The organism is Ruegeria sp. CDSA141 (genome assembly GCF_059612005.1).
On sequence record NZ_JBXWPT010000005.1, the window covers coordinates 65,717 to 77,447 of the forward strand.

Here is an 11,731-nt window from a genome sequence, read left to right on the forward strand (position 1 = left end):
ACTCTCTGATATGGCGTGTTAAAACGTACGGCTCGCGGCGTTCGGCGCTCAACGAACCTAGTTAGAGATTGGTTAGCCTTCCAACATCTGTTTTGCGAAATTCAATTGAGGTTACAGCACGGGCTATTCCTCAGCTCCGACAAAGGTCCTGCATTTCTCGCCTTCACTGCAATGCATTCGGCAGCGATCTCTGCTGAAAGAGAGAAGTACGAGAACCTTGGTGCGTTCCGCGCGACTGACATTTTCAGTGCCGGATTGCCGGAATTGCAGCCAAAGATTGCATAGTCGCCCAGTCAAACACCGGTGGCGGGACAATTTCTGAGGGCGTAACGAACGGCAGCTTTTCTTTCTGCAGTGTGGCTGATGGTCTCGGTAAGCGGGAGTTGCAGCACCTGCGAGCGTCGGCGTTGACTATGTCTACTCCGGGCTCAGAGCAGTCGTTCGCTGCACGTTGCGCCAAGGCCTGCTATGCGGACTAAAGCTGATATTCATCGACGGCGATTGGCTTTGCGCGGCTTTTCCACCTCCCGCTTGCTATTGACCTGATACGCGATGCGACGCGCCCAGTCGTGAAGCTGTTTCTTGCGCCTTGGCGTCATTGGTTTCTTCAGCCTGGCGAACCGCTTGGAACTCTTGCTTTTAGCCGCCTTGGACATGCGGGCATAGTCGCGTTCGGCTGCGCATGTAATGCTGTCCTTGGCCCATCTGGGTAGCCCCAGGAATTCTTCTGGTGAGATCACTTTATAAATGATGTTGGTTACAGCCAGTCGTTTTTCTGTGTCGGCATTCATTTGTTTTCTCCTTCCAGCTTGTCAAAACGATGTTTGCCCGAGCAAGCGGGAACACCAGCCAGTCGGGCCTTACAAGCGAGTTTCGCCTCGGCGTCGGCTGCTTCCCAGTCCAGCGGCACCATTTGCTGCTGAACCCTTGGCATATCGCCACCTTCCACCGCCCCTAGACCAAACTGACGCCGTGCCTCGTTGGGTGCGTGGATGCCTTTGGTAACGCTTTCGCCCAGCGCCTTGACCATGCCGGCGAAGTCGATCCGCATTAGAACGTCGGTATCGAACCAGATGCGGCTTTCGCCTGTGCGGTCTAAGCCAAAGAACCGATTCATGGAGTTTTCTACGTGCGAGATAAAGAAGCCCAGCCCGGTGGAAAGCCAGAAGCCCATAAGGACCGACACGTTGTTGAAGGTGCTGTTTTCCGCGTTACCGATAATCTGCGGCGGGATACCGAACACACGTGCAATGTCGTCGTTGGTCGCCTTCCACGCGCCAATTAGTTCGGCGTCCACGGCTGACAGCGAGATTTGTTCCCACTTGAGGCCATTGGCAAGGATTGGGACGCCACCGGAGTTGAGACCCCTGGACTGTTCCTCCCATGCCTCCCGCAACTGGTTCATCTGGTCTTTGGTGAGGTTGAGTTCGGTAGACAGTACACCGGACGGTCGGTTCATGTTCGTGGTGAACCCGGCGAAGTGGGATGCGATTGCGTTGTTCGCCATTACCGACTGTGCCGCTGACTGGATTGGCGATACGCCAAGCAGTGGGTCGGCTCCGGTAGCAAGCCGTGCGTGGCCTACATACCGCTGGGGTATCATGACCGACCCTTCGATGCTGGCGAGATTGGCTGCTTCGCCGCCCGTGGCGTAGAACAGTTCGACGTCGCTGTCGGAACGCAACAGCCGGGGCATCGTGCTCCGCGAATCCAGAAGGTAGATATTTTCGTGGTCGCGTTGGGTGCTGCCGTCGCCAAACCAGTATGCGTTACCGTCGAACAGCAACTGGCGGACGAGGTTGAGTTTGAAGTCGCTGGCGGTCTGGTATGGGTTCGGTCGCCGCATTACGGCTGAAGGCCCTGACCTATTAAGGATCTCCCTCGACCCATCTGACAGGTCGCGCACGTGATACCAAGGTAGCGAGGCGATAGTCCGCGCCGTTGTGCTTACACACGCTTCTACGGTCGCTCCGCCTGTGGCATTGGCTGTGGGGGTGTAACCCTGCTGGAACCAATTTATGGGCCAGGTCGATGGGATACTCGGACCACCAACCAGACCGCCACTTGCCAGACCTTTGCGCAATCCGGTGTAACCAGCTTTGATGCGTTGGCCGAGTGTGGGTTGTTCTGTCATTTTGCACCCCTTTTTAGGCTGCGTTGGTTTACGGGCATTTACGTCCGTTCCCGTCGCACCAAGGATACGCCTTATTTTACAGGTCCCAAAGCGTTAAAACGGCACAAGTATCTGGTTTTATTGTAAAAATATTCCTGAAAGGGTTTTACTTTGGTAAAGTAAACCCTATCTCAGCTGTACAACCTATAGTAGAACAAGAGTACAGACATGGACGTTAACACGACTGCACGGGTGATCTATTTGGCCCTTGCTGATTACGAGGCGATACCGGAGGCCGAGCGACCGACCCGCAGGGCGTTTGTGGCCGATCGGTTTAGCGACAGTTTCTTTGGGTATGACGATGACTTTGCGGCCGCATGCTACCTGCGCGATGAGGGTCGGTTTGAACGGTCGCTGGGTTTGTCCCATACCGAGTTGCGGTGGGCGATTGACCACTGGTACCGGGAGTGGGTCGCGCTGATTGGGCCGGAGAACATGACCTTCTAACCTTGGCTTGCCCAACCTGGATGTTGGCAGTATTGTAAAACCGCAGGCCGATGTTGGGTAGTCGGGTGACTATTTGACTAAATATGGGGAACACTGTAGTATTCTGCGTAACGCAGTGATCTGTGTAACTCTTTGATTCGCTCCCTTCGTGGGGGCGTTTTTCGTTTCCGGGCCTGCGTTTTTGTCACACAACCAAAATGAGGTTCCGCGTGGATCCAATCTTATTGATTGTGATCGCCGCTGGAGTTCGCTTGCTGGTCGGTATCGCTTTGGTCGAATACCGCCGCTGGCGTGACTCCTCGCGTCGTCGCTAAACCTGATCTGAGTTGACGCCTCCGCCCGAGGCCAACTCACGTACCCTTTTGTGAAAGGCGATTCAGGGCGCGGGAGAGGTGTGTCTTGCCGAAACTTCAACCGTGTGGTTGCCATGTCTTCCCATACCCTTGGCGCTCTGATAAGGTCAGCAGACTACAGGACCTACAGGATTACAGGTGCAACCCTAAACCTGATGAGGTTCGTAATGACTCTTACACACACTGAACCCTTTCCTGCTGACCCAGAGCCGTATGATTTTCGGGTCTGCGTTACGGAAAACCGCTTGGAATGGTACGACCAGAACGGTGACTACCAATTCCACCAACTGCCGGATCTTCGGCGCATGGAAGACTGGCGCGCAATCGTAGACAACATTGGTTTGCCTAACCACCACGCCGCTCGCGCTTGGTTGTTGGTCTACGCTGCGCATATAGACGCCGTTGACGAAAACGGCGTTGCTTTGCTGCCTGAATGTGTGGAGGCGATGTAATGCAACTTACCACCACAATCGAAATAGATACCGACCACAAAATCGTAACCTTCACCCATCAGGGTGTTTCACTGTCCGTGAATAGATACGCATATGAGCGCGGTATCGACGACCTGATATTCAATTGGGTTTGTTCCAACTTCGACGAGGACGGAGAGCGTTGGTTGGTGAATGTTTTACAGACGACTTGTCGCCAAGCATTCGACAACTGGGCTTATGTCATTGGTCGCTTCTAGACGCATCCATCAAAGGGGCGAGCTTTCGGGTTCGCCCCTTTCGCTGGTTAGCGCAGAAATATTATTTCTGATTGGCCCATGGTTCCGGCCCTGATAAATGGGGCCAAACGACCCCGAACCCGCCATCGGCCCTAGAGCGGCCCTTACGAGAAACAAAACCCGCAACTAACTGTTATTACAGGTGTAAAAGGCGCGGCGAAAACTATTACGAATAACCCCTTGAGAGGAGACTACCCCATGGGCAAAACACTGGTTGTCGGCGCGGGCGGCGTATCCCACGCCGCCGTGCACAAGATGGCGATGAATTCGGACATCTTCACCGAAATCACTCTGGCCAGTCGCACGAAATCGAAATGCGATGCCATCGCCAAAGCGGTGAAGGACCGTGTAGGTGTAGACATCGCGACGGCCGAACTGGACGCCTATAAGGTCGAGGATACAGTCAAGCTGATCAAGGAAACCGGTGCCGAAATCCTCGTGAATCTCGCCTTGCCCTATCAGGATCTAGTACTGATGGACGCTTGCCTTGAGGCGGGTATTCACTATCTCGACACAGCGAATTATGAGCCCGAAGATGAGGCCAAGTTCGAATACCACTGGCAGTGGGCCTATCAGGAACGATTCAAAGAGGCTGGCCTGACCGCCATCCTCGGCTCGGGCTTCGATCCGGGCGTGACCAGCGTGTTCGCCAAATGGCTGAAGAAACACAAGTTGGACGCGATCCGCCAGATCGACGTGCTGGATGCAAATGGCGGCACCAACGATCAGGAATTCGCCACCAACTTCAACCCGGAAATCAACCTGCGCGAAGTCCTGGCCGAGGTGCGTCACTGGGAAAACAGAGAATGGAAACACTCGCCTGCCATGACCCACAAGGTCGAATTCGACTTTCCCGCAATCGGCCCCAAGAACATGTACCTGATGTATCACGAGGAACTGGAGTCGCTCTCAACCCATTTCCCCGAGATCGAGCGCGCCCGGTTCTGGATGACCTTCGGCGACGCCTATATCACCCACGCCAAAGTGCTGGAAAACGTCGGCATGACCCGTATCGACCCGGTAATGCATGACGGCAAGGAAATCATCCCGATCCAGTTCCTGAAAACTCTGCTGCCCGATCCGGGCGATTTGGGCGCGGAAACCAAAGGCAAGGCCTGTATCGGGGACATCGCCACAGGTCAGGCCAAGGACGGCTCGGGCGAGAAAACCTATTATATCTACAACATCTGCGATCACGAGGAATGCTACCGCGAAGTCGGCAGCCAGGCCGTCAGCTACACCACCGGCGTCCCCGCCATGATCGGAGCGGCACAGGTGCTGAAAGGCAACTGGCGAGAGCCCGGCGTGTGGAACATGGAACAGCTGGACCCCGATGATTTCATGGACATGCTGAACACCCACGGCCTGCCTTGGCAGGTTCACGAACTCGACGGCCCTGTCGAATTCTGAACCCTCGGGGCAGTCAGCGCGGCCGCCCTGCTTCATCTGGCCCAAAATATCCCGGGGGTTCGGGGGCAGCGCCCCCGGCCTCTCCAATTCAGGAGACGCCGTTTTTGTCCGATATGATGACAACACAGGCCGGTGACGCCGGAGCCTTCCGCAGTTTCGACCTCAATCTCGTGCCCACGCCTTGCTTCGTGGTCGATGAGAAGGCCGTGGAGAAGAACCTTCATATCCTGTCCGATGTCGGAAGCCGCTCCGGCGCGCATGTGCTGAGCGCACTCAAAGCGTTTTCAATGTTCTCTCTGGCACCGCTGATCCGGCAGCACCTTGGCGGCACATGTGCCAGCGGTATCTACGAGGCCCGGCTGGGCCGCGAGAAATATGGTGGCGAAGTCGCGACCTTCTGCGCGGGTTACAAGGACGCCGACATTGACGAAATCCTCGCGCTCTCGGATCACATCATATTCAACAGCCCCGCGCAGAAAGACCGCTTTCTTGCCAAGGCACAGGCCGCGGGGCGGCAGGTCGGGCTGCGCATCAACCCCGAACACTCCGAAGGCGAGGTCGCGAAATATGATCCCTGCGCCCCCTGTTCGCGCCTCGGCACCCCGGTCAGCCAACTGGACGCCGCTGCTCTGGAAGGTGTGGACGGGCTGCACATGCACACGCTCTGCGAACAGGGGTTCGAACCGCTGGCGCGCACCTGGGCGGCCGTCGAACGGACGCTGGCGCCATTCCTGAACGGCCTGAAATGGCTGAACTTCGGCGGCGGTCACCACATTACGCGCGACGACTATGACCGCGACGGGCTGGTGGAGTTCATCAAACACATCCGCGCCAAGTATGGCGTCGAGGTCTATCTGGAACCCGGCGAGGCCGTGGCGCTCGATGCGGGCATTCTAGTCGGAGAAATCCTTGACCTGCCCACCAACGGCATGACTCTTGCGATCACTGACATCTCGGCCACATGCCACATGCCCGACGTGATCGAAGCCCCGTATCGACCGGCCCTGATGGACGAGGCCGAAGCAGGCCATACATACCGCCTGGGCGGCCCGTCTTGCCTGGCAGGAGACGTGATTGGCGATTATACATGGGACAAGCCGCTGGAGATTGGCCAGCGCTTTGCCTTTCTGGATCAGGCGCATTACTCGATGGTCAAGACCAACACGTTCAACGGCGTGCCGCTGCCCACGATCGCCTTGTGGAACAGCGAAACGGACGAGCTAAGGATCATCAAGCAGTTCGGCTACGACGACTTTAAGGACAGACTTTCATGAGCATTTTCCTCGACAGTGAACTGACCGACTCCGAACGCAGCGAAGACGCCCGGTTCCACGTGATCCCGGTGCCGTTGGAACGCACGGTCTCCTACGGCTCGGGCACGGCAGACGGCCCCGCCGCGATCATCGAGGCCAGCAATGAACTCGAACGCATCACCGGCCACGCCGAGCCTTGTGTCGAAGGCATCTTTACCGAAGCCCCGCTGGATTGCGACGGCCCGCTGCCGGATGTCATGGAGCGTCTTGCCCGGCGCACCGAGGCCGCCGTCCGCGCCGGCAAGGTGCCGGTGACGCTGGGTGGTGAGCACTCGCTCAGCTATGGTGCGGTCATGGGTGTGGCACGCGCGCTGGAACAGCCCGCCGGTATCGTGCAGATCGACGCGCATGCCGACCTGCGCAACGCATATCAAGGCGAAAAACACTCTCATGCTTCGGTCATGCATCTGCTGGCCGAGGAAGGTATCCCACTGGCCCAGTTCGGCGTGCGCGCCTTTTCCACTGAGGAAGCAAAAAGCCGTCTGAAAAACCACGTCTTCCATGTCGATGCCGAGGAACTGGTGACGGGTCACATCCACTCGGTTGATCTGCCTGCGAACTTCCCCGAACTGGTCTATGTCAGCTTTGACGTTGATGGGCTGGACCCGGCGCAGATGCCCGCCACAGGCACACCTGTTCCCGGGGGGCTGAGCTATTATCAGGCGCTTCGTCTGGTGGAACATGCATTGAAGGGCCGCAAATGCGTCGGCTTCGATGTGGTTGAACTGGCACCCAACGGCAATGCCGCCTGGGATTTCACCGCAGCACAGATCGTCTATCGACTGATGGCAAGCTGCTGACAGGCAGATTTGCCGGACTGGCCCGCCTGATCCGGTACTTAGTCGGTTTTGCCGTCATCGACGGTTTCGTTCAACTCCATATGGCCTTCGCTCCTGTTCAGGACGCGGCGCAGCATGGGCTCAAAGAAATCCAGCGGCTTGGTCGGATAGTCCGGGTCGAACGCCTTCTGATCGTATTCATGGCAGAAATAGCGACACTCTTCCCAATAAGGGCTGTCGCGATACTTGTCGCGCGCGTTGCGGTCGCCACCCAGGTGGTGGTTGTAGTAGTACCCCTGAAACACACAATGATGCTTGAGAATCCAATACGTCTTTTCGCTGACGTAAGGCTTCATCATCGCCGCTGACAGCTCTCCGTGATTGTAGGGCGACAGGATATCACCGGTATCGTGGATCAGCGCCGCCACCACCAGTTCCTCATCCGCACCGTCCTCATAAGCACGTGTCGCGGCTTGCAAGCTGTGCTGGTAGCGGTTGACCGGATAGGGCGTCCATTCTTCGTCCAACGAGCGGATGGCATCAAGGATGCGGTCTGGCAGGGCCGCATTATACGCCTCTTCATACTCCATCACGGCGTCCCAGTCGGCCTTGGTGGCTGTTTCTAAACTGGTCCAGGTGGGTTTGTGGTTTTTGTCCAGCATGGCTTATCCTTTGGCATATGTCCTGAGCGGAAGGGTAGTTCGAAACCAGCCTTCAAAAAAATGAATTGATTTTATCGCTATGATAAAAAAATACTTTCAGTATGCAAACCAAGGCTCTGGAAACCTTTCTCTGCGTGGCCGAAGCCGGTGGCTTTCATGCCGCCGCCCGCAAGTTGAATGTGACGCAGACTGCCGTCAGCGCGCGCATTCGCCTGATCGAGGAGGAAACCGGCAGGGCGCTGTTCACGCGCGGTGCCGGAGGAACGGCGCTGACCGAGTTCGGCCGGCAGTTCAAACCCTATGCAGAACAGATGTTGTCCCTTTGGGGCTTTGCATCGCGCGACCTGCCGGTACAGACACAGAACCGCCCGGCGCTGCGGTTGGGCGGCCAGCTCAGCATTTGGGATCCGTTGCTGGTGGACCTGGCGGTTCGATTTGAACAGCGCTTTGGCAAATTGCTGTTGACGCTGAACTACGACCACGACCTGAACATGGTTGAAGCGGTGGCAACCCATGTGCTGGACGCGGCGATCACACATGAAAAGCCATCCGACCGGCGCGTCACGTGGTACGAGCTGGAACCAGAGCTCTTGTCCCTGGTCCGGACGCCAAAGGCTGACGGCACGGACGATGACCTGATCTTCGTCAACCTCGAACTGGGCGAGGTCTATCAGGATCATATAAGATCGGCTGCGCGACGGGCGTCAGGTCAGACCGTATTTCTTGGCAATTGCATGATGGCGCTGCGATATGTCCTGCAGCGGGGCGGAAACGGCTATTTCCCCGATTACGTCATTTCCGAGCATCTTGCCTCGGGTGCTCTGGAGCGGGTCGAGGACAGTGTCAGCTTGCCCCTGCCCATGTATCTGGTCGTCCGCGGTGATCGCGAGGAATTTGACGACATTTGCAGCTGTTTGGTAGATCTTCGCAGCTAGAACTCAGGCCGGTGTCGGCATGATCTGGGGCTCTCGCCGCCGTTTTCGCATAAGCGGCCTACCGGCAACAAGCAGGAAGAGGCCCGAGATAAGCACCCCTATGATTGCGGGAAGGTAAAGCATAAACCAAAGCTCCGGGTCATCGATCACCATCGGGGAAACAAACCCGCGAACACCTTCAAGCAGCACAAGGATGGTGAAGGCGCCCAATATCTGCGGCCACAATCCAAACCGGGAAAAACTGCCCAGCATCAGGGTGGAATACCCGGCCAGGGCCACGGCAATGCAGATCGCGATCCACGAGAACCGCTGATGCAGTTCCTCGATCAGCTTTCCAGAGCCGAACCCTTCCGTCGCTGAAATCTCTTCTCGGTTGCGGATCAGATCGGTGGTTGGAATAGCTTCAAGACTGCGACGGGTCATCGGGCTTGTATTCGTCAGTTCCGAGATATCGTAGGAGGCGTCCTGAAACAGGGTGGATGACAACACCTTGCCCTCTCGGTTCATACGCAACGCAACTCCGTCAACCATCACAAGATGGATGCCGATGTCGTTGTTGACCAGATAGGCCGTTACGCTTGAATAACTGATTGCGTTTTCAGGATCGCGACGGTCAGACACGAACACTTCATGGAGTGTACCGTCCAGATCGATACTGCCAATGTAAACCGTGACGCCTTCGGCGGGATGCAGGAACTCGCCTTCGTTCAGAAGCTGGGCCGTCACATCTCCGGCCACTTCAGCCTGCCGGATTTCCAGCTGTTCCACCGAGGCAGGGCGCAAGAACACGCTGATGATCGCCATCATCACCCCGGCAATCACACCGAACAGCAGTACCGCCCGGGCAAGCCGCCAGGGGCTGGATCCGGTGGCCAGCATAACCGTCAGCTCACTTTCGCGGCTCAGACGGTTTGTGGCATAGACGGCGGCGGCAAACACCGCCATGGGCATGACCGTGCGGATCAGGGTCGGTAAAGTCAGCGCGGTGAATTCCAGAAAAACCATCGCCGACTGACCGCCGCTGATGACCCTGTCAAACAGGCTGACAGACCGGGTGATCCAGAACACACCGACCAGCACCAGGGTGAAAAAGCCAAACAGAATCAGCAATTGCCGCAGGAAGTATCCATCAAAACGCGACATGGGGCCTCGTGCGTGTGTTCGTTTGCAGCCGACACTAAGGCATTAATCCGGCAGAGGAAACAGGCATTGGACGACAGGATGATCCTGCGCGCCCTCTTCGCGCAAACCCGTATTCACCCAACGCCGCTGATTTGCCCCAGGAAGAGGTCAAGAGCCAACGCTTTGCGAAAACGGCAGTTCGTGGCACTGTTCCAGGATTGATCAGAATGGAGTTTCCTGAATGGCACTGTTTTTTTCCCGCCGCACCTACAACGCCCAGAAAAAGAAATTCACATTAAAGCCGGCGGCAAGGACCAGATATGTTCACATCACCCAGCAAAGCCCGGGTGGAAAAATTCGCAAGGGCAGCATCGTCAAGCAGGCGAAATGGTTGGATCTCGTGCGTCAGGAAGGTGGAGATTCGGCCGTCCTGATCTATGTTCACGGGTTCAACACCAGCCAGAAAGACATGCTGGACCGGCTGGGGAAAATCGAAGGCAACCTCAGGGCCAACGGGTATCAGGGAGCCGTCGTTGCCTTTGACTGGCCCAGTGACGGATCGGTGCACACCTATGACTCGGACCGGTCCGATGCCAAGGCGGTGGCCCCGCATCTGGTGGGGGATGGGCTATTGCCGTTGTTGGGAATGTCCCCGCGCCCCAAGATTCACCTGATTGCGCATTCCATGGGTGCGCTGGTCATACTTCGCGCTTTCTCGGACTTCGGGGATTCGGCAGGGCCAGGCAACAAGATATGGTCGGCGGATCAGGTCATGTTCGCGTCGGGTGATATCGATTCAGAGTGGCTGGAAAAGGGCGCATGGGGCGATCTGGTTCTGAAAAAACGCTGCAAGCGGTTCACCAATTACTACAGCCGAAAAGACAAGGTTCTGGCCCTGGCCGGAGGGATTGTTCATGGCGGGCGGCAGCGGGCGGGCCGCGTTGGGATGCCAAAGCTGACCTCGAAAGGTCATTGGGACATCTATTGTGATGATCAATACAAGCGGGACGTGCCGAAAAATCAGCGCAAGATGATGAAGTCGCATCGCTGGTGGTTCGACAGTGACGGGTTTTACAAAGACCTTGCACTGACGATCGAAGGCCAACCGGCAAAAACAATGCCGACCCGGCACAAGACAAATATAGGGGATCTGGCGCTATTGGTTTGACGGAGGGGTCGCCCGACGCTCTGACCCTAATTCAAGGTGTGATTGGACGGGTTTTGTTCGAATACAGACCTAGTGCATTTGATTTACGCATTCTGACAACAATCGGCCGTGTTCATTCGTTTGGAACCGCCTTTTTTCTTGAACTGTTTTTGCGCCCTGCCAGAAACAGAAAGGGCGCGCTCAACCACAAGCGCGCCCTAGTCATAGGGAAGAAACTGAAAACATGCGTTCTGAACCGAACCTGAACGCCAACTCTTTAACACCCTCAATTAACCAGATTTCCCAACGCTGGTCAGTGACGCTGTTCACACTACGGGCTTTTTTTTTGTTGCTGGCATACGGGGGTTGGCTGAACTGCACTGCGCGTTAGACTGACGACGCGCGTCCTGATTGCCGGTTCGCCCCAACTGCACTCAAATATTGCGCAAGCGCGAAACGCGCCAAACACGATTGCCGATTAGGTTTTTGATTTGGATGGCAGGGGCAGCAGGGTTCGAACCCGCGACCTACGGTTTTGGAGACCGTCGCTCTACCAACTGAGCTATACCCCTGTAGTGCGCCCCAGATATGACAGCCGCGCGGCGGACTCAAGAGGCTTTTTCGGATTCCACACCACTATCTGAACCGACAAACAAGTTGCGC

Annotated in this window: 12 protein-coding genes and 1 tRNA gene; 8 read left to right on the forward strand and 5 right to left on the reverse strand. The window is 56.6% G+C overall.

Annotated features, from left to right (window positions below; translation table 11 throughout):
- Positions 1-488: 488 nt before the first annotated feature.
- A complete protein-coding gene (locus tag AC2FLP_RS09650; RefSeq protein ID WP_496683438.1) occupies positions 489-791 on the reverse strand; it encodes a hypothetical protein in 303 nt (100 codons plus the stop codon).
- On the reverse strand, positions 788-2,134 hold the full coding sequence (locus tag AC2FLP_RS09655; protein WP_496683435.1) for a phage portal protein: 1,347 nt from the start codon (positions 2,132-2,134) through the stop codon (positions 788-790). The genes AC2FLP_RS09650 and AC2FLP_RS09655 overlap by 4 nt, the downstream gene beginning before the upstream one ends.
- 207 nt (positions 2,135-2,341) lie before the next feature.
- On the opposite strand from AC2FLP_RS09655, the gene AC2FLP_RS09660 reads away from it, so the two are divergent.
- From AC2FLP_RS09660 to speB, 6 genes are all read left to right on the forward strand, one after another.
- Positions 2,342-2,620, forward strand: a complete 279-nt coding sequence (locus tag AC2FLP_RS09660) for a hypothetical protein (RefSeq protein WP_496683432.1) — start codon at positions 2,342-2,344, stop codon at positions 2,618-2,620.
- Between the two features lie 520 nt (positions 2,621-3,140).
- Complete coding sequence (locus AC2FLP_RS09665; RefSeq protein ID WP_496683429.1) at positions 3,141-3,425, forward strand: hypothetical protein; 285 nt, start codon at positions 3,141-3,143, stop codon at positions 3,423-3,425.
- Complete coding sequence (locus AC2FLP_RS09670) at positions 3,425-3,661, forward strand: hypothetical protein (protein WP_496683426.1); 237 nt, start codon at positions 3,425-3,427, stop codon at positions 3,659-3,661. Before AC2FLP_RS09665 ends, AC2FLP_RS09670 begins: the two co-directional genes overlap by 1 nt.
- Before the next feature lie 237 nt (positions 3,662-3,898).
- On the forward strand, positions 3,899-5,110 hold the full coding sequence (locus tag AC2FLP_RS09675; protein ID WP_299895241.1) for a saccharopine dehydrogenase family protein: 1,212 nt from the start codon (positions 3,899-3,901) through the stop codon (positions 5,108-5,110).
- Between the two features lie 104 nt (positions 5,111-5,214).
- Positions 5,215-6,384, forward strand: a complete 1,170-nt coding sequence (gene nspC, locus AC2FLP_RS09680; RefSeq protein WP_117868061.1) for a carboxynorspermidine decarboxylase — start codon at positions 5,215-5,217, stop codon at positions 6,382-6,384.
- On the forward strand, positions 6,381-7,223 hold the full coding sequence (speB, locus tag AC2FLP_RS09685) for an agmatinase (protein WP_117868059.1): 843 nt from the start codon (positions 6,381-6,383) through the stop codon (positions 7,221-7,223). The genes nspC and speB overlap by 4 nt, the downstream gene beginning before the upstream one ends.
- A gap of 38 nt (positions 7,224-7,261) precedes the next feature.
- Here the strand turns inward: speB and AC2FLP_RS09690 are convergent, their stop codons facing one another.
- Complete coding sequence (locus AC2FLP_RS09690) at positions 7,262-7,864, reverse strand: HD domain-containing protein (protein ID WP_496683423.1); 603 nt, start codon at positions 7,862-7,864, stop codon at positions 7,262-7,264.
- A 101-nt stretch (positions 7,865-7,965) separates the two neighbouring features.
- Here AC2FLP_RS09690 and AC2FLP_RS09695 point away from each other — a divergent pair, with 101 nt between their 5' ends.
- Positions 7,966-8,799, forward strand: coding sequence for a LysR family transcriptional regulator (locus AC2FLP_RS09695; protein ID WP_117868055.1), 834 nt, complete (start codon positions 7,966-7,968; stop codon positions 8,797-8,799).
- 3 nt (positions 8,800-8,802) lie between these two features.
- On the opposite strand, the gene lptF is transcribed toward AC2FLP_RS09695, so the two are convergent.
- On the reverse strand, positions 8,803-9,942 hold the full coding sequence (lptF, locus tag AC2FLP_RS09700) for an LPS export ABC transporter permease LptF (RefSeq protein WP_299895248.1): 1,140 nt from the start codon (positions 9,940-9,942) through the stop codon (positions 8,803-8,805).
- 220 nt (positions 9,943-10,162) lie between these two features.
- Here lptF and AC2FLP_RS09705 point away from each other — a divergent pair, with 220 nt between their 5' ends.
- The gene (locus tag AC2FLP_RS09705; RefSeq protein ID WP_117868050.1) at positions 10,163-11,089 is read left to right on the forward strand and encodes an alpha/beta fold hydrolase; all 927 of its coding nucleotides are present in this window, start codon (positions 10,163-10,165) and stop codon (positions 11,087-11,089) included.
- A 475-nt stretch (positions 11,090-11,564) separates the two neighbouring features.
- Here the strand turns inward: AC2FLP_RS09705 and AC2FLP_RS09710 are convergent.
- Positions 11,565-11,640, reverse strand: a tRNA-Trp gene (locus AC2FLP_RS09710).
- Positions 11,641-11,731 lie beyond the last annotated feature (91 nt).